General features: G+C 58.6%; 15 protein-coding genes. 3 read left to right on the top strand and 12 right to left on the bottom strand.

Translation table 11 applies throughout. The features are described 5' to 3' along the window. Nucleotides 1–180: 180 nt before the first annotated feature. The 4 genes from ACR0CZ_RS00790 to ACR0CZ_RS00775 are packed head-to-tail and all read right to left on the bottom strand — an operon-like array spanning nucleotide 181 to nucleotide 4,075. Entirely contained in the window at nucleotides 181–1,110 is a 930-nt protein-coding gene (locus ACR0CZ_RS00790) for a metal ABC transporter permease (protein WP_170394614.1), read from the bottom strand. Next, nucleotides 1,107–2,312: a metal ABC transporter permease gene (locus tag ACR0CZ_RS00785; protein WP_170394617.1), complete on the bottom strand. Its 1,206-nt coding sequence runs from the start codon at nucleotides 2,310–2,312 to the stop codon at nucleotides 1,107–1,109. Before ACR0CZ_RS00785 ends, ACR0CZ_RS00790 begins: the two co-directional genes overlap by 4 nt. A gap of 2 nt (nucleotides 2,313–2,314) precedes the next feature. Beyond that, nucleotides 2,315–3,118 (bottom strand): metal ABC transporter ATP-binding protein, encoded by an 804-nt coding sequence (locus ACR0CZ_RS00780; protein ID WP_170394620.1) that lies wholly within the window; start codon nucleotides 3,116–3,118, stop codon nucleotides 2,315–2,317. Between the two features lie 3 nt (nucleotides 3,119–3,121). Continuing rightward, a complete protein-coding gene (locus tag ACR0CZ_RS00775) occupies nucleotides 3,122–4,075 on the bottom strand; it encodes a metal ABC transporter solute-binding protein, Zn/Mn family (RefSeq protein WP_170394623.1) in 954 nt (317 codons plus the stop codon). A 199-nt stretch (nucleotides 4,076–4,274) separates the two neighbouring features. Between ACR0CZ_RS00775 and deoC the strand changes: the two genes are divergently transcribed. The 3 genes from deoC to ACR0CZ_RS00760 are packed head-to-tail and all read left to right on the top strand — an operon-like array spanning nucleotide 4,275 to nucleotide 8,458. Next, complete coding sequence (gene deoC / locus ACR0CZ_RS00770) at nucleotides 4,275–5,273, top strand: deoxyribose-phosphate aldolase (protein ID WP_170394626.1); 999 nt, start codon at nucleotides 4,275–4,277, stop codon at nucleotides 5,271–5,273. A gap of 10 nt (nucleotides 5,274–5,283) precedes the next feature. Further along, nucleotides 5,284–7,617 (top strand): aldehyde dehydrogenase family protein, encoded by a 2,334-nt coding sequence (locus tag ACR0CZ_RS00765; RefSeq protein WP_170394629.1) that lies wholly within the window; start codon nucleotides 5,284–5,286, stop codon nucleotides 7,615–7,617. A gap of 25 nt (nucleotides 7,618–7,642) precedes the next feature. Beyond that, nucleotides 7,643–8,458 carry an SDR family oxidoreductase gene (locus ACR0CZ_RS00760; protein WP_170394632.1) on the top strand — a complete coding sequence of 272 codons (816 nt, stop codon included), beginning with the start codon at nucleotides 7,643–7,645 and terminating at the stop codon, nucleotides 8,456–8,458. Between the two features lie 69 nt (nucleotides 8,459–8,527). On the opposite strand, the gene ACR0CZ_RS00755 is transcribed toward ACR0CZ_RS00760, so the two are convergent. The 8 genes from ACR0CZ_RS00755 to ACR0CZ_RS00720 all read right to left on the bottom strand — a co-directional run bounded on the left by ACR0CZ_RS00755 (nucleotide 8,528) and on the right by ACR0CZ_RS00720 (nucleotide 17,447). Continuing rightward, a complete protein-coding gene (locus tag ACR0CZ_RS00755; RefSeq protein ID WP_170394635.1) occupies nucleotides 8,528–8,692 on the bottom strand; it encodes a hypothetical protein in 165 nt (54 codons plus the stop codon). A gap of 292 nt (nucleotides 8,693–8,984) precedes the next feature. Continuing rightward, entirely contained in the window at nucleotides 8,985–10,289 is a 1,305-nt protein-coding gene (locus ACR0CZ_RS00750; RefSeq protein WP_170394638.1) for a M16 family metallopeptidase, read from the bottom strand. After that, nucleotides 10,286–11,626 (bottom strand): M16 family metallopeptidase, encoded by a 1,341-nt coding sequence (locus tag ACR0CZ_RS00745; RefSeq protein WP_170394641.1) that lies wholly within the window; start codon nucleotides 11,624–11,626, stop codon nucleotides 10,286–10,288. Before ACR0CZ_RS00745 ends, ACR0CZ_RS00750 begins: the two co-directional genes overlap by 4 nt. Nucleotides 11,627–11,711: 85 nt before the next feature. Continuing rightward, nucleotides 11,712–12,227 carry a DUF3035 domain-containing protein gene (locus tag ACR0CZ_RS00740; RefSeq protein ID WP_170394644.1) on the bottom strand — a complete coding sequence of 172 codons (516 nt, stop codon included), beginning with the start codon at nucleotides 12,225–12,227 and terminating at the stop codon, nucleotides 11,712–11,714. A gap of 50 nt (nucleotides 12,228–12,277) precedes the next feature. Then, nucleotides 12,278–12,748, bottom strand: coding sequence for a signal peptidase II (gene lspA / locus ACR0CZ_RS00735; RefSeq protein WP_170394647.1), 471 nt, complete (start codon nucleotides 12,746–12,748; stop codon nucleotides 12,278–12,280). Continuing rightward, a complete protein-coding gene (gene purH, locus ACR0CZ_RS00730) occupies nucleotides 12,748–14,337 on the bottom strand; it encodes a bifunctional phosphoribosylaminoimidazolecarboxamide formyltransferase/IMP cyclohydrolase (RefSeq protein WP_170394650.1) in 1,590 nt (529 codons plus the stop codon). Before purH ends, lspA begins: the two co-directional genes overlap by 1 nt. 22 nt (nucleotides 14,338–14,359) lie before the next feature. Continuing rightward, complete coding sequence (locus tag ACR0CZ_RS00725) at nucleotides 14,360–16,099, bottom strand: heparinase II/III family protein (protein WP_480537143.1); 1,740 nt, start codon at nucleotides 16,097–16,099, stop codon at nucleotides 14,360–14,362. Between the two features lie 88 nt (nucleotides 16,100–16,187). After that, on the bottom strand, nucleotides 16,188–17,447 hold the full coding sequence (locus ACR0CZ_RS00720; RefSeq protein WP_480537144.1) for an RsmB/NOP family class I SAM-dependent RNA methyltransferase: 1,260 nt from the start codon (nucleotides 17,445–17,447) through the stop codon (nucleotides 16,188–16,190). Nucleotides 17,448–17,524: the final 77 nt, after the last annotated feature.

Below are 17,524 nucleotides of genomic sequence, written 5' to 3'. Positions count from 1 at the left end.
GGGTAGCGACTAAGGTCAAAACTGGCCGGATATACCAGAGTGAGTGGTGGTCTTGTGGTTTCCAATTGAAAGTTTGGTATCACCGAAAATGGAATAAATCTTGTTAAGAATTCGTGATTGTTTCCACTTGGCGAAGTTCAGCCGAAACTGCGTGATAGGCGTTGGCGTGAATACGCCAAGTCAAGCCTGACTGGGCGCTCCGCTGCGGGTTCGGCATGGGCCAAAAGCAGCGGTCAGCGCCAGAATCAGGCCTGATATCGTGGCGATCATTCCAGCGGCGCTGACAGCATCCGCAGCCCCCAACCACAATGGGCCATAGCCCGCTAAAACATAACCGGACACGGCGGAAAGGGTTGCGAACAGGACACTCCAGACGATCTGGACTTCCAACCGGTTGGTCATCATCCGTGCCGCAGCTGGCGGGCAGATGAACATTGCAATCACGATGATCGACCCCACTGCATCAAATGCCGCGACAGCAGCAATCGCAGCTATGAGCACCAGCGCCATCCCTAACGCGCCAGTGCGGATACCAATTGTACGCGCAAAGCCTTCATCGAAGGTCGATATCTTGAGCGGTCGCCAGAACAACCACGTGAACAGCAAGACCCCCGTCAGTGTCAGCGCAATGCGCGGCAATTCAGGTGGCAACCCTGCCAATGCCTGTAGATCCAGCAGCGACGACCAGTCCGTTGCATCCAGCCAGATCAAGCTTTCCAGATTGCCGTAAAGCGCATGTTCAACGTCCAAATGGACGGTCGAAGTGTCAGTCTGCTCAAGCAGTAGGACACCACCGGCGAACATGGTCGTGAATACGACACCCATCGCTGCCCCCGGCTCGATCTGACCCAATCGCCGGATCGCTTCGATCATAACCACGGCGACCACAGCAGCCCCTGCTGCGCCAAGCATCATCGGCCAAGTTGAAATTGCGCCTGTCAGCAGAAACGCGACGACAATACCGGGCAACACCACATGGCTGATCGCGTCGCCAATCAGCGCTTGCTTGCGCAGCACCAGAAAGTTACCGGGCAGAGCGCATGCGATGGCCGCGAATGTCCCAATCAACAAAGGCGTCAGCGACAGGGGGACGAACTCTTCTCCGCTCATGGCGTGACCTCCTGCGGACCGCCGATACGACGATCGATCTCGGCGATCTGATCGCGAGTCAGCACGGTTTCGATATCGCACAGCCCATCGTACAGCGCCGCAGTGGCCTCATGCGCCTGATCCGCGCGGACGATCTCCCACCGCTTTTCGTCTCGTAGGGCCTTGGCCGCACGCGCCCTCCCTTCCTCTGTTACAACTCCATCGGCGCGCACAAGGCCGGTGCGGCGTAACAGGCGAATGGTTAGGGGTTCATAGATTTGCTGCCCCTGCGCCAGTGCCAGCAGTCCCTGCCGAATGTGCACTCGACGCTGGAACCGAAGGTGGCTGAGAATAGCTGCCAACACACCCCGAACCGGCGCGAGCAGGAGCGACAAGGCAAAGAACCCAAAACTGACCAGAACGATGATCGGTCCGGTCGGCAGGTTCGGAGCCGAGGCCGAAACACCTGCCCCCAGATACCCTGCAAGACCTCCGGCCAAACCGGCCAGAACGACCACGCGGTCGGATCGCTCCGTCCAGAACCGCGCTGTCACAGGCGGGATGATCAGCAGAGCAACAATCAGGATCAGACCAACGATCTTTAACCCGACCACGGTCACCGCCATCACGAGCCCCATCATCGCCAGATCAATCCGATGCACGGGCAACCCGCGCGCGGCGGCATATTCAGGATCGAAGGCGACCATCGTCATCGGGCGGCGGATGATCATCACCAGTACCAACGTTGCCGCGCCACCGATCGCGATGACCAGAGCATCAGCCCATAGCATCCCAGCAGTAGAACCCAGCAAGAATCCTTCCAATCCTGCCTGGCGTCCAACCCCCATGGTTTGAATAACGGTCAGCAGTACGACACCAAAACCGAAGAACACCGATAACACTGCGCCGATCGCTGCATCTTCTGCCAAACGTGTGCGACTGGTCAGCCAGTTCATACAGAGCAAACCAACCCATGCAGATATTGCCGAACCTGCAAGCAGTCCGATCAAATTACGCCCATCACCACCGAAAGCCACCAGCACCATGAAGGCAAGGCAAACGCCCGGTAGGGTCGCGTGGCTGATGGCATCGCTAACCAGCGCGCGTTTACGCAGGAATAAGAACGTGCCCGTCACACCTGCCGAAACGCCCAGTAACGTCGCACCAATGGCAACCAGCGTGGCGTTATAGCCAAGCTGTAAGGTCAAAGCCTCCCAAAGCATGATTACCCCAGCGCGCGCGAAATCTGATCGATTTGAGCCGTTGCAAGACGTCCGCCATAAGCGGTTTGCAGCGTTTCAGCGGTAAAGGCCTGTGCAACCGGACCTTCGGCCACTTTGCGGGTGTTGATCAGGAACACATGATCGAAATAGTCGGTGACCGTGGCCAGATCGTGATGCACTACAACAACGGTCTTGCCAGCCTCTTTCAACGATTTCAGCACGGCGATGATCGCCTTTTCAGTCGCGGCGTCCACGCCTGCAAAAGGTTCGTCCAACAAATACATGTCGGCATCCTGTGCCAAAGCGCGCGCAAGAAAGACCCTCTGTTGCTGACCACCAGAAAGCTGCCCGATCTGACGGTTGGCAAATTCCCGCATCCCGACACGGTGCAGACAGTCCATGGCACGGGCGGTATGGCGGGCACGAACACGACCCAGCAGGCCCAATTGACGCGACAAGCCCATCAGCACCACATCAATCACGCGCGTCGGGAAATCCCAGTCCACGCTGGCGCGCTGTGGTACATAGGCGATGCGTGCCCGCTGGTCCTCGAGCGGCTGACCAAACACGGTCACCTGACCCGACAACGGAGACACGATCCCCAAAGCAGCCTTTAGCAAGGTTGATTTGCCAGCCCCATTTGGCCCGATAATCGCCGTCATGGCGCCGGGCTGCACCGTCATATCGACCGAGAAAACCGCTGGCTTCTGACCGTATGAGACTGTCAGACCACGAATGGCGAGAGGGCAAAGATCGATGTCCTGCCCGTCGACAGAAACGCCCTGAACTGTTGCGAGTTCAATCATGGTTTAAAACCCCGCCGACAGTTTGCCGTTCATGCCACGTTCGGGAACATCCGCGCCCAGCGCGCCGGCGATAACGGTAATGTTGTGATCAAGCATGCCGATATAAGTACCCTCATATGTGCCCGGCTCGCCCATCGCGTCGGAATACAGCTCTCCGCCGACACCCACTTTGTGACCTTCGGCCGAAGCACCCTCGATCAAGGCACGCATGGATCGATCTGAAACGGAACTCTCCACAAACACGGCGTTCAGCTGACGCTCTACCAGAGTTTCGACCAACTCACCGATCCGGTTCAACCCTGCCTCGGATTGGGTTGAGATGCCCTGAATACCCAGCACCTCATAGCCATATTCATCACCGAAATAGCCAAATGCATCATGCGCAGTCACCAACACGCGGTTGTTTTCGGGAACGGCCGCCAAAACCTGCTTGCCATAGGCGGCCAGCAGATCGATCTCGGCCAGAAAAACTTGTGCGTTGGCTGCGAACTCATCTGCCGCTTCGGGCCGGGCTTCGGTCAGAGCTTCCTGCACTTCGATCACGACATCGCGCCACAGAACCGGGCTCATCCAGACGTGCGGGTCAAATTTGTCAGCGTAATCGTCATGGGCGCGCAGTTTCGATGTGTCGATGCCATCCGCCACGGCAACCACTGTCCGCTTGCGGCCCAGATCGTCAAAGAAACCTTCCATCTGAGCCTCTAGATAGAGGCCGTGCCACAGCACCAGATCAGCGCGGGTCATCGCAACAATATCGGTGCGGGTCTGGCGATAGGCGTGCGGGTCGACACCGGGTCCCATCAAGCCCTTCACGTCGACCTGTTCACCGCCGACCTGGCGCGCAGCATCTGCAATCATGCCGGTGGTGGCGACGACTTTCAGCGGCGCTTGAGCGATTGCGGCGACGGGCCACACAAGCACGAGAGCCAATGCCGTAAGTAGCGATCGACGAATCATTTCAGACTCCGAACGGTTATCCTGTTAAGTCAAAATATGAGAACCATTCGCAACTAAGTCAATGCAAATGCGAATTACTCGCAAGAAAACGACTATATTTGTCCATTTGGTCAAAAATTTGCCCTTTACGACGCTGGCACACCTTCCCTTTCGCTGCGACCCATGCGATTTTGACGCGAACCTCCAAAAGGACGGAATAATGGAAACGCAGAGCTCAGAAAGCACCGTGCGCACCCCGCATCTGCCGCAAGTGACCGAGCCCCGGAACCCAGGAATGGATCTGGATCTGGATTGGGTGCGGGCCGTGCAGGCCAACACTTCGGCCATCGAGCGCCGCGCAGCGACGCTGCCCGGTCGGCGGTCAGTGAAAAAAGAATACCAGGCCGCATGGCTGCTCAAAGCGATCACAATGATCGACCTGACCACGCTATCGGGCGATGACACGGTTGGGCGGGTTCGTCGCCTGTGCGCAAAGGCTCGTCAGCCTGTCGCGTCTTCAGTTCTGCAGGCGCTGGACATGCCGCCGATCACAACCGGAGCGGTGTGTGTCTACCATGACATGATCGAAACGGCTGTGGACGCATTGGAAGGCACTGGTATTCCGGTTGCGGCGGTATCCACTGGCTTCCCGGCCGGGCTCTCTCCGTTTCATCTGCGTGTGGCAGAGATCGAAGAAAGCGTGAAGGCCGGAGCCGAGGAGATCGACATCGTCATCTCGCGCCGTCATGTGCTGTCTGGCGACTGGCAGGCCCTGTATGATGAGATGAAGGCCTTCCGCGTCGCCTGCGGCGATGCACATGTCAAAGCCATTTTGGCGACCGGAGAGCTGGGCAGCCTGCGCAACGTCGCGCGTGCCTCGCTGGTGTGCATGATGGCAGGGGCAGACTTCATCAAGACCTCGACCGGCAAAGAAAGCGTCAACGCCACGTTGCCTGTGTCGCTGGTAATGATCCGAGCTATTCGCGACTATTATGACCGCACCGGCTATCGCGTAGGCTACAAGCCTGCGGGTGGGATTTCGAAAGCCAAGGATGCGCTGGTCTATCTGTCGCTGATCAAGGACGAGCTGGGCGACCGCTGGCTGGAGCCGGATCTGTTTCGCTTTGGTGCCTCATCATTGCTGGGCGATATCGAGCGGCAGTTGGAACACTATGTGACAGGCGCATACTCCGCCGGTTACCGTCACTCCATGGGCTGAGGAAAACACAATGACAGTCAAAGAGATTTTCGAGACCATGGACTACGGCCCTGCCCCCGAAAGCGCAGCCGAGGCACTGGCCTGGCTGGTCGATCAGGGCGACAAGTTCGGCCACTACATCGATGGCGCGTTTACCAAACCCGGCAAAGGATTCGACAGCCGCAACCCAGCAACCGGAGAGATTCTGGCCAAGCTGACACAAGCCAAACAGGCTGACGTGGACGCCGCCGTTTCTGCGGCGCGCAAGGCGCAGCCGAAATGGGAGAAGCTGGGCGGAGCCGGTCGTGCGCGCTACCTCTACGCGATTGCGCGCCTGCTACAGAAGCACTCACGTTTGTTTGCTGTGCTCGAAAGCCTCGACAACGGTAAGCCGATCCGAGAATCCCGCGACATCGACATCCCTCTGGCACAGCGGCATTTCTACTATCACGCGGGCATGGCGCAGTTGATGGAAAGCGAATTGCCCGATGCCGAAGCACTGGGTGTTTGCGGCCAGATCATCCCGTGGAACTTCCCGCTGCTGATGATGGCGTGGAAGATCGCGCCTGCAATCGCAATGGGCAACACGGTGGTTCTGAAGCCGGCCGAGTACACCTCGTTGACCGCGCTGCTGTTTGCCGACATCTGCATGCAGGCCGGGTTGCCGAAAGGCGTGGTCAACATCGTCACAGGTGATGGTGCCGTTGGTGAGATGATTGTGTCTTCGGACGTCGACAAAATCGCCTTTACCGGCTCGACCGTCGTGGGCCGTCGCATCCGTGAAGCGACCGCTGGCTCTGGCAAAGAACTGACGTTGGAACTGGGCGGCAAGTCCGCCTACATCGTCTTTGACGACGCCGATATTGATTCAGCGATCGAAGGCTTGGTCGACGCGATCTGGTTCAACCAGGGCCAGGTCTGCTGTGCGGGCTCGCGCCTTCTGGTGCAGGAGGGTATCGCTGATCGCTTCCATGACAAGCTGCGTGCCCGGATGGACAATCTGCGTATTGGTGATCCGCTGGACAAGTGCATCGATGTGGGCGCGGTTGTGGACCCGGTTCAGTTGCAAACCATTAAAGGAATGGTCGAGAGCAACACTGCGGGTCACGTGCATCAGGCGGCCTGTGAGCTGCCCTCGAATGGCTGCTACTATCCACCAACGCTGATCTCTGGGCTCGAAACCTCCGATCCGCTGATGCAGGAAGAAATCTTTGGCCCGGTTCTGGTTTCTTCGACCTTCCGCACCCCGGAAGAAGCGGTCGAGTTGGCCAACAACACCCGCTACGGGCTGGCCGCGACTGTGTGGACCGAAAACGTGAACCTCGCGCTGGATATCGCGCCCAAGCTGGTTGCGGGCGTGGTCTGGGTGAACGCAACTAACCTGTTCGACGCTGCTGCCGGGTTCGGCGGTGTACGCGAAAGCGGCTTTGGCCGTGAAGGCGGTTGGGAAGGGCTGACGGCCTATACCAAGCCCAAAGCCAAGGCCAAACCGCTGGCGAAGATTGAGGCGGCAATGGGCGAAGGCGCTCCAGTCGATCCTATTGACCGCACCGCCAAGATGTATGTCGGCGGTAAGCAGGCGCGGCCCGATGGCGGCTATTCGAAACCCGTCTGGGGCAAATCCGGCCTACTTGGCCATGTGGGTCTGGCCAACCGTAAGGACGTGCGCAACGCGGTTGAGGCTGCAGCGGGTGCAAAAGGCTGGTCCAAGACCACCGGCCATCTGCGGGCTCAGATTCTGTATTACATCGGTGAAAACCTCTCGGCACGTGCGGGCGAGTTCGCTGCTCGTATTGATGCGATGACCGGTAAGAAAGACGGCGCGAAAGAGGTTGAGGCCTCGATCCAGCGACTGTTCACCGCCGCCGCCTGGGCGGACAAGTATGATGGTCAAGTACATGGTGTTCCGATCCGGGGCGTTGCCATTGCCATGAAAGAGCCGGTTGGCGTTATCGGCGCCCTGTGTGCGGACGAAGCACCCCTGTTGGGTCTAGTTTCGGCCATGGCGCCAGCGATAGCGATGGGCAACCGGGTGGTTCTGGCGGCAAGTGAGCCCTACCCGCTGGCAGCAACGGATTTTTACCAGATCCTAGAAACCTCGGACGTGCCCGCCGGTGTGGTCAACATCCTGACCGGCAGCCACGCAGAGCTGGCAAAGCCGCTGGCCTCGCATCTGAACGTGGATGCGGTCTGGTCGTTCTCGTCCACCGATCTGTCTAAAGAGATCGAGGTCGTCTCGGCCGGAAATCTGAAGCGGACTTGGGTCAATAACGCGACGGCATTTGACTGGAGCGTGGACCATTCGCGCCGCTTCCTGCAGGCTGCGACCGAAGTGAAAAACATCTGGGTGCCCTACGGAGAGTAAGGCCCCCGTTCCACCGGAGGCCTAAATGGATTTTTCAAGTAAGACCGTCATCGTCATTGGTGGCACCAGCGGTATCAATCGCGGCATTGCCGAGGCCTTTGCGGCCTCGGGTGCTAATCTGGCTGTCGCCAGCCGGTCGCAGGAAAAGGTTGATGATACCGTGGCTGCGTTGAAAGCAGCAGGAGCATCCGACGCGATCGGCGCGGCGTTCGACGTTCGCAATCCAGAGGCCGTAGCCGAAGGCCTTAAGCAATTCCACGACGCTTTTGGAGATTTCGATGTCCTGATTTCTGGTGCTGCCGGCAACTTCCCAGCGCTGGCATCTGAAATGTCGGTCAATGCATTCAAGGCGGTCATAGATATCGATCTGATGGGCACGATCCACGTCATGAAAGGGGCCTACCCCTATCTCAAACGTCCCGGTGCCAGCATTATCAACATTTCGGCCCCGCAATCCTATCTGCCTTACGAAGGGCAGGCCCATGTTTGCGCCGCCAAGGCGGGCGTTGATCAAATCACCCGAACCCTTTCAATGGAATGGGGCGTCGAAGGGATTCGCGTGAATTCGGTCGTTCCGGGTTTTATCGAAGGAACCGAAGGCGCAAAACGGCTGGCCCCTACCGAAAACGCCCATGAAGAGCTGCGTCGGGACGTCCCGCTGGGTCGCTGGGGTCAACCCCAGGATGTGGCAAATGCCTGCCTATTCCTTAGCTCTGATATGGCGAGCTATATCAGCGGAACAGTCATGGCCGTTGACGGGGCTTTGTATCAGCGCGGCTCGGGCAAGTTTGGCCAGATGATGGGTCAGATGCTGCGCGCAGCGAAAAAGGGCCAAGCTTAGGTTAGAACACAGGAATCCGATTGGTGGCAAACTTTTCAGTCGCTGGGCTTTATTTCCAACCTACCAAATTCAAGAGCTTCTGAAATAGATACCCGCTGCTACCAAAAGCGATGTCAGCGTACCGGCCACCACGTAAAGTGCGAAAGCGCTGAGCAGAGATTGACCGACAATCAAAGCGGCAGCAAAGGTTAACAACCCTGCAAGTATTCCCAATCCCATTATCGCAACTATCATGGTGCCGCTATCCGTCCAAAGCCTCGTCTCAGGAGATGTTGATCTTCTGAACCCCATCTCCGTTCCCGACTAACATAGAATTCTCGACATTTCTGGCCAAAGTATGGCCAAGGCGAGTTAACGATTACTTAAGGCGGAGAATTGCCGATCCTCTGTCTGGCGCTGCGCCCTGGAAGAGTTCACAAACTCGTTGTTTCCGCCAGTGGTTCGCATCACCCCCTGCCGTCAATTCCAAGAAAAATTATTCAATAACAACGAAAAATTCTGTTTGGCAGCGGGTAGATGGACGACGTCAGCCGTCCACCCCTTCCGGTTTGCCGACGATGGTGAAATGCAGACCCTCGGGGTCCAGCAGTTCAGACGCCACCCGGTTCACATCCTCCAAGGTCACTGCATTCACCTTGTCGTTGCGAGTCGCAATGTAGTCGATAGGCAGATCTTCCATCTGCATCCCGACCATGATTCCGGCAATCTGGCCATTGCCGTCAAAACGCAGCGGATAGGCCCCGGTCAAATAGGTCTTGGCGTCATCCAATTCTTTCTGCGTCACACCTTCCGCAGCCGCGCGCGCCCATTCCTGTCGGATCACTTCGACCGCTTCGGCGATACGGTCATTGGCAGATGAGACCGAGCCCAGATACACTGACGCCAGATCCTTGGGTACCAGATAGGTCGCCACGCCATAGGTCAAACCACGTTTCTCACGTACTTCCTGCATCAGGCGACTTTCGAAACCGCCGCCGCCCAGAATGTGATTCAGGATATAGGCCGCAAAGAAATCGGGATCATCGCGATCAATGCCACTTTGCCCGAAAAGGGCGACGGATTGCGGAGTGTTGAAGTCCACTACGCTGACACCGCCGTCAATGGTGACCTTCGCCTTCTCTGGAATGGGTTTCCCGGTTGCTGGCAGATCCAACAGCAATTCGTCCAACAGTACGCCCAGCTCTTCTGCCGTGATGTCGCCAACAGCTCCGACATACAGTCTGTCCTTGGCAAAGACATTGTCGTAGGCAGCGACGATGTCGTCGCGGGTCAGGCTTGAAACGCTTTCAATCGTACCTTTACCGTCCGACGCATAAGGATGATCCCCATATGCCATTTCAGCAAAACTGCGTCCGGCAATATCGCTTGGATCAGTCTGGTCGGACTTCAGACCCGAAATCACCTGAGCGCGCACCCGATCGATCGCATCCTCATCGAAACGCGGTTCATGAATCGTGGTCTGCAGCAAATCAATCACTTCATTCCGGTTCTCAGTCAGGAACCGCGCCGAAATGGAGACCGTATCATCTGTTGCCCTGTAGCTGAAGGACGCTGCCAGAGATTCAAGTTCGCGTGCATAGGTGCGGGCATCCATGTCGCCGGCGCCTTCCTCAATCAGGCCGCTCATCAGATAGACCGCGCCGCGTTTATCGGGATCATCCAGCGACGTTCCTCCACGAAACCGCAGTTCCAGCGCGGTGAAGGGGATCGAATGATCTTGGACCAGCCAAGCGGTAATACCACCGGGCGAGGTTACCTCTTTGATCTTAATCTCGGCCCAGGCGGGAAGGGCAATGATCAGCGCAATCAGCGTTGCGGCAAACCGTTTCATTGTGTCACCTCATCGTCACGCATCAGCCAGCCAGTGACCGAGGTTTCAGGTTGCAGCACTTCACGGGCAGCCGCGATGATCTCGTCACCCGTCACAGCCTGCAGGATGTCGGGCCAGGCCTGCACATCCTCGACCGTCAACCCGCTGGTCAACGCACGACCATAGCGGTTTCCAATACCGTCCACGTTATCGCGCGCATAGGTCTGCGCGGCGCGGAGCTGCATCTTAATGCGCTCCAGGTCTTCATCCTTGACACCTTCCGCGATGAAATCCGCAACGGCCTGATCCATGGCATCCTCCGCATCCTGAAGTGAAACGCCCTCAGCCGGCACAACGATCAGATCAAAGGTCGTGTCATCCAATGAGACCCCCTTGTAGAACGCACCGGTATAGACCACCTTCTGCTGCTCAAATTGCAGCTTTTCATTCAGATATGAGGTTGTGCTTCCTCCCAGCAATTCCGCCAAAAGAAACAGGGCAGCGGCCTTCTCCTGCTCACCGGCGTCCCGTTCAGGGGCCAGATAGCTGCGCTGCACGTAGGGTTGTGCGACACGCGCATCCTTGAAGGTCAGGCGACGTTCGGCAGTCTGGGGTGGTTCTTGCGAGCGTATCCGCTCGGGCAAATCAGGGTTAGCTGGGATAACACCGTAGTACTGATCGGCCAACGCCCTGACTTCGTCGGGGTCAACATCTCCGGTGACGACCAATATGGCGTTATTGGGTGCATAATGGGTCTGGTAGAAGGACAGGGCGTCGTCCATATCCAACGCCTCCATCTCGTGGCGCCAGCCGATAATCGGCGCTCCGTAACGGTGGTTCAAATATTGCGCTGCATTCATCTGTTCTCCGAACAGAGCGCGTGGATTGTTTTCGGTCCGCTGATTACGCTCTTCCAGAACCACGTCGCGTTCGGTGATGATATCATTCTCGGTCAGGCGGATGTTGCGCATACGATCTGCCTCCATCCGCATCATCAGTTCCAGCCGGTCAGCGGCGACACGCTGAAAATAGGCGGTGTAGTCGTAAGAAGTGAAAGCGTTGTCATTGCCGCCATTGGCCGCGACAGTGGCTGACAACTCGCCCGCTTCCATTGTGTCGGTGGCTTTGAACAGCAGATGTTCCAGGAAATGTGCAACGCCAGAGGATCCGATCGGTTCATCGGCGGATCCGGCCCGGTACCAGACCATATGCTGCACAACAGGAGCGCGATGATCCTCGACCACCACGACGTCCATGCCGTTTTCCAGCGTAAATGTGGTGACAGCCTCTTGCCCCTCTTTCGCGAACAAGGGGGTGGCGGCGATCAGGGCAGCCGACAGTGCCAGGGCCCGAACCATGGGGCATCCTCCGTTTCATTTCTGATATTCAAACTACGGTGGTGCCGCCGGGGTTCAAGGCCAATGACGGAAAGTTAAGAAGAATTCATTCCAGCGGCGGGGCCGACGGCGTTTCGATCCCACGACGACGCGCCGCTTCATTGGTCGCGTTCGCATCGATTGACTGACGTTCATAGACCTGCGAGTACCGATCAACCGGGAACAGGCGCAGGCGGGTCCAGCGACCGCGATTTTTGCGGAAAGCCGCATCCTCTTCGGCCGTTACCTGACGCGTATTGGCAGGAACGCCATATCTGCTTGAGGCCGTCACAAGCGCCGCATCGCTGGCCGGTATTGCGGTATTCGGGTTCAGCGCTGCCTCACTACCACCCAGCGCCACAACGGCATCCGCTTTGGGGTTAGGATCGGTCAGGTTTGAACCGCCGGGAGTCGGCGCTGGAAGAAAGGCGTAGTCCTTGGGCTGGGTCAGCGGCTTGACGGGCAATACCGAAAATTCATCCGGCCCCGCTCCGGGCGGATCAAGATTGCGCAAACCAATATCGGAACAGCCCGCAACGACAACGGCGAGTGTCAGAACAAGAATGGCGCGTGGCATACGCATCAGTGTCTCCAGCCAGTTTCAGGCGCTTTTATCGCATATCGTCCGGCAGGTCACGAGGGCTTTTTGCCATCGAACAGGACCAATCCCAAAGCTCCCGCAAATATGAACACATCCGCCAGATTGAACACAAAAGGGTTGCTGATCCCGCAGCAGGACATGTTCAAAAAGTCGAGAACATAGCCGTAAAGCACCCGGTCCACGACATTTCCCAGCGCACCGCCGATCAGGAGACCGCCGCAGAATTGTTGAAGCTTCGTAGGAGCGATGCGGCCCAGCCAGATCAGGACGCCCAGGCAGATCGCCACGGAAACCCCGATCAGCACCCAGCGGGCGGCGTCACCGTCGCCCTGAAACAGGCCAAAATTGATGCCGCGATTCTCGCCGTATCTGAAAACCAGAAGCGGTGGCAGCACGTCGATATCGCCCTGCGCCACGCGCATGACGTGAACGACCAGATACTTACTGATCTGGTCGATCAAAAACGCCGCCAATCCGGCCCATAGGATGAACGAACCGCGCATCAGTGACGGAAATGCCGCATGCCGGTGAAGACCATGGCCAGACCGGCTTCATCCGCCGCCGCGATCACTTCATCATCACGCATCGAACCGCCGGGCTGAATAACGCATGTTGCGCCTGCCTCGGCGGCCTCCATAAGCCCATCGGGGAAGGGGAAGAATGCATCAGAAGCTACGGCCGAACCGATGGTCAGCGGCTGGGGCAAGCCCAGTGCATCAGCCATACGCTCGGCTTTCTTTGCCGCGATCAGTGCCGAGTCAACTCGGCTCATCTGCCCCGCGCCGACACCTACGGTCGCGCCGTCTTTGACATAGACAATGGCGTTGGATTTGACATGTTTCGCCACTTTCCACGCGAACAGCAGGTCGCGCATCTGCTCCTCAGATGGCGCTTTTTTGGTGACCACCTTCAAATCATCCATACCAACAAAGCCGTTATCCTTGTCCTGCACCAGCAGGCCACCGGCCACCTGTCGCACAGTTTTACCACCGGCGGTCACATCCGGCAGAGCTTCGGTCGTCAGCAGGCGCAGATTCTTCTTGGCGGCGAAGATCGCCTTGGCCTCGTCTGACGCCCCCGGAGCGATCACCACCTCGGTGAAAATCCCCGTGATCTCCTGCGCGGTTTCCGCGTCCAGCGGTTGATTCAACGCCACGATACCGCCGAATGCCGACGTCCTGTCGCAGTCGAACGCGGCTTTATAGGCCTCAAGCAACGTCGCACCTTTCGCTACACCACACGGATTGGCATGCTTGATAATCGCACAAGCTGCCCCTTCGGCCGGGTCGAACTCGGCCACCAGCTCAAAGGCGGCATCGGTATCGTTGATGTTGTTATAGCTCAGTTCCTTGCCCTGATGCTGTACCGCCGTCGCCACGCCCGGACGACCCGAGCCATCTACATAGAACGCTGCCGACTGGTGGCTATTCTCGCCATAGCGCAGGGTCTGTTTCAGCTCACCGGCAAAGGCGCGGCGTTTGGGGGCCTCAAGCTCCAGCGCATCGGCCATCCAGTTGGACACGGCTGTGTCATAGGCGGCAGTGCGGGCATAGGCCTTTTGCGCCAACCACTGACGGAAGCCCAGAGAAGTCTTACCGTAATTCTCTTCCAGCTGATCCAGCAGCGACGAGTAATCTTCGACATCCACAACCACGTTTACAAAGGCATGGTTCTTGGATGCCGCCCGGATCATGGCTGGGCCGCCGATATCGATGTTCTCGATGCACTCATCATAGGCAGCGCCTTTAGCCACGGTCGCTTCAAACGGGTAGAGATTTACCACAAGCAGGTCGATTGCGCCGATACCATGTTCGTTCATCGCGGCGACATGGGTGTCATTATCGCGCAGAGCCAGCAGCCCGCCATGGACCATCGGGTGCAGCGTTTTGACCCGGCCATCCATCATCTCGGGGAAGCCGGTGATCTCGCTGACATCTTTCACCTCCAACCCCGCATCGCGTAGCGCCTTCGCGGTACCGCCGGTCGAAAGCAGTTCAACCCCGCGTTCGGCCAACGCCGTTCCCAGCTCGATCAGCCCGGTTTTGTCGGAAACGGAAAGCAACGCGCGGCGCACGGGGTGAAGGTCGGTCATGGGTCCAAAGGTCCTTTTGGCGTCAGTCGAAAGCGGGCTCGTCCCGGTGCGTATCCCGCACGGCATAGGCTGTGTCCTGAGCCTTGCTGAGCGTCCACCGGATGCGCGTCGCATACTCCATTGCGCGCCCAGATAGAACGATCTGTTTTGTCGCGCGTGGCTTCAAACGGCCTTTTTCAAGGTAAACGCTTGGTTCAACTGACAACTTTCCAACGCCATCATGGCGGAAAACCCATATCTCACCGCTTTTGAGCGCCATCGACACCGCAGCGCCACCCAGATCAAGTGCCGCATCAACGTCAGGATGCAGGTGAAACCGGATGTCAAAGGCTATCCCCTGCAGACCTGCCCCGTCCATCGCGCGATCGAACTGCCGTTTGGCTTTGTCGGTTGCGGTCAGCAGAATATCCTCGCCCACCAGCTCACGCCCGTCAAAGCGCAGTTCAAGCGTGCGGGCATGGGTCAGGCCAAACACTTTGGCGTAGCCGTCATGACCCACCATAAAGCGGGTGCCTTCGAATGCATCCTCGAAATCCACGGGCACATCCTGCGGGCCATCCACCAATGCTTCCTGCGACGACCCATTTGCGCCTTCTGCAAGCCGGGCGCTGGAATACCCTTCGACGCATAGGGTCGAATGCGACGGGGTCGCGCGCCCCGCCCTGCGCCATTCCTGCCCAAAACTGCCGCCTGATCCACAGTTCACGATCAGAGGACGGCGCCCCGAGGTCAGCTCAAACGCAAGCGAGGATGCGTGGGCGTTGAACGACGCAGCACCTTTGGGAGGCGCGCTGGCATCCACCAGAACCGTGGTTCTCGAGGCGGCCAATCGTGCATAACCCATTGACAGGTCCGAATGCTGCTGCGGCTTGACACCGCTTTGTGCCAGTGCCTGATCCAGCCGCCCTTCAAGCCCACGCCCGCCCCCGTGAAATCTGGCCAGAGATCCATCTGCATGACGCAGATTTCGCAGAGTAGGTGCAATGCGCTTGATCGCCCCGGTCTGAGAGGCAGGCGTGCCTCGGCCAACTTCACCAAGTGCAGCAGAGGTCCAGGCCAGCAGTGTGAAGACCTCCAGCAATTCCTCAGGGTTGCGGGTGAGAATGCCGCCCTCGGCATCGATCTGGCGGTCGCATTCCCGGGCCAGTGCGCGCAATGCGGGATCAGCCAGTTGCTCCAACCCCTCCAGGGCCAAACCAGCCTGAACCAGCCCTGCGAGCGCTTCGAATCTCGGCAATCCTGGTGTTGCTGCTGTCCAGCGTTTGGAAAGAAACCATGTTTGTTGTGCCAAGGAGCGGAAGAAAGCTCTGCTTTGCGCTTCATCAGCGCCGCGTAGCAGAAATTGTGCGTGGTTGATCCAGCGCATCACCCGACGCCCGGTCAGGTCCGGCGCCCAGCCGGGTCCCTTCCCGCGCCCATGTGCGGTGATCCAGCCCCAGACCCATCGCTGCGCCTTTTCACGGGCGCGCATATCGCCGACGGCTGCCAGATCATCCAGCCAGATGAAACCGTGGCGTTCATCATCAAAATCCGGACTGGGCGCAGCAACATCCCAGAGATCGGTGTCATCCGCCTCGACCAGATATCCTGCGAAAAGGAGATTCCCGGCCACCAGTTGTCGCCCGCGTGCATACGAACCGACGGTGCGCGGCTCAGGTTGGCTGACGAATCCCGAAACCGCCTTCCGCCTTTGGCTCAGGCGCGCGTAAAGGCGGTTCTGAAACCGCATCCAGCGATTGGCCATTGTGTCCGATTCTGACATGACGCTTGCGACTCTGCCCCTTGCGCTCTGCGGGCGCTTGAACACACGATAGACCGGTCCGCGCGTCAAGTCATCGAAAAGCGTCGCCTCAAGCGGATTTGTTCAGACAGGCGATATAGAACCCGTCCATGCCACCCTTGTCCGCCCAGAAATCCGGGCGCAAACGCAAGCCACCTTCTTCTGTAATCCAGTCCGGTTCAACGCCCGCAATCTCAAGCGCCGCACGGTCAATCTGCATATCCGGGTATTGATCCAGCGCCTCTTCGATCTGCACCTCTCCTTCGTCCGGCAACAAGGAACAGGTGCAATATACCAATCGGCCTCCGGGTTTGAGCAGGGTCCAGGCATGGGCCAGCATCCGGGCCTGTAGCTCGATCAATCCCCCGAATTCCGAGCCATCCTTGGCGAAGGGTAAATCAGGATGGCGGCGAATCGTGCCCGTGGCCGAACACGGCGCGTCGAGCAGGATGGCATCATACTGGCCCCGATGGTCCAGCGCATCACCAGCGATCACCTTAGCCTTCAAACCTGTCCGTTTCAGGTTCTCGCGCACCCGCTCCAACCGTGTTTCAGAGATATCCAGCGCCGTGACCTCTGCCCCTACCACAGCCAATTGCAACGTCTTGCCACCGGGCGCAGCGCAAAGGTCCAACGCCTTTTCCCCGGCTTTCGGGGCCAGCACGCGCACAGGCAGCGCCGCTGCCGCATCCTGAACCCACCAGTTTCCACGCTTGTAGCCCGGCAAAGCCGACACCTGCCCCGCATCCTGCAAACGGACTGAGCCGGTGGGCAGGGCTTCTCCGCCCGGCGCCTCGGCGCCCGGTTTCAGCGTCACGTCCAGCGGTGCACCATTGAAATGGGCCTGTTCCATACCCCTTACTGCGTCATCGCCCCACGCCATGATCAGAGGATCGCGCAGCCAGTCGGGCAGACGGGGCACGCGCATCTTGGGCCAAGCATCCGGTCCATCGGCGGCAATCTTGCGCAAGACTGCATTCATCAACCCCTTGAGCCGCCCATGCTTGCGCGAGCGTCCCACGATCTCGACCATCGAATTGACCACGCCATGCGCGGCCTCGCCCTGACACAACTCGACCGTTCCAAGCCGCAGCGCGTTATGCACCGTTAGCGCCGGTGTCTGCCGCAAGTGATCCGCCAACAGCCGGTCGGCACGCTCAAGCCCGCGTAGGGTTTCAATCGTCAGACGCTGCGCGCGCGCGCGATCCTCGGGTACCAGACGATCCAATGCGCCGGCCGCCAGACATTCAGGTAACAGCCGCCCCTCGCCCAATATCTGATCCAGCAGATAGATTGCACTGCGCCGCGCGGCGGTTGCAGAGTTTGACATGATGCTGAGTGCCTCTCGTGACCTTTGCCGCATTGCCTTAGGCGGACGAGGGCGTATATCAAGGCCCTGAACAGAAA

The organism is Ruegeria sp. H9, assembly GCF_056532915.1.
Note: the sequence above shows the minus strand (reverse complement) of the source record. Positions and strands in the feature narration are given on the sequence as shown.

Excerpts from the sequence above, each read along its gene's own strand:
- ACR0CZ_RS00780 (WP_170394620.1), bottom strand. The coding sequence starts at position 3,118 with ATGATTGAACTCGCAACAGTTCAGGGCGTTTCTGTCGACGGGCAGGAC.
- ACR0CZ_RS00745 (WP_170394641.1), bottom strand. The coding sequence starts at position 11,626 with ATGGTTCGGGCCCTGGCACTGTCGGCTGCCCTGATCGCCGCCACCCCC.
- ACR0CZ_RS00765 (WP_170394629.1), top strand. The coding sequence starts at position 5,284 with ATGACAGTCAAAGAGATTTTCGAGACCATGGACTACGGCCCTGCCCCC.
- ACR0CZ_RS00725 (WP_480537143.1), bottom strand. The coding sequence starts at position 16,099 with ATGTCAGAATCGGACACAATGGCCAATCGCTGGATGCGGTTTCAGAAC.
- lspA (WP_170394647.1), bottom strand. The coding sequence starts at position 12,748 with ATGCGCGGTTCGTTCATCCTATGGGCCGGATTGGCGGCGTTTTTGATC.
- purH (WP_170394650.1), bottom strand. The coding sequence starts at position 14,337 with ATGACCGACCTTCACCCCGTGCGCCGCGCGTTGCTTTCCGTTTCCGAC.
- ACR0CZ_RS00775 (WP_170394623.1), bottom strand. The coding sequence starts at position 4,075 with ATGATTCGTCGATCGCTACTTACGGCATTGGCTCTCGTGCTTGTGTGG.
- ACR0CZ_RS00790 (WP_170394614.1), bottom strand. The coding sequence starts at position 1,110 with ATGAGCGGAGAAGAGTTCGTCCCCCTGTCGCTGACGCCTTTGTTGATT.
- ACR0CZ_RS00760 (WP_170394632.1), top strand. The coding sequence starts at position 7,643 with ATGGATTTTTCAAGTAAGACCGTCATCGTCATTGGTGGCACCAGCGGT.
- ACR0CZ_RS00740 (WP_170394644.1), bottom strand. The coding sequence starts at position 12,227 with ATGCGTATGCCACGCGCCATTCTTGTTCTGACACTCGCCGTTGTCGTT.
- ACR0CZ_RS00785 (WP_170394617.1), bottom strand. The coding sequence starts at position 2,312 with ATGCTTTGGGAGGCTTTGACCTTACAGCTTGGCTATAACGCCACGCTG.
- deoC (WP_170394626.1), top strand. The coding sequence starts at position 4,275 with ATGGAAACGCAGAGCTCAGAAAGCACCGTGCGCACCCCGCATCTGCCG.
- ACR0CZ_RS00750 (WP_170394638.1), bottom strand. The coding sequence starts at position 10,289 with ATGAAACGGTTTGCCGCAACGCTGATTGCGCTGATCATTGCCCTTCCC.
- ACR0CZ_RS00720 (WP_480537144.1), bottom strand. The coding sequence starts at position 17,447 with ATGTCAAACTCTGCAACCGCCGCGCGGCGCAGTGCAATCTATCTGCTG.
- ACR0CZ_RS00755 (WP_170394635.1), bottom strand. The coding sequence starts at position 8,692 with ATGATAGTTGCGATAATGGGATTGGGAATACTTGCAGGGTTGTTAACC.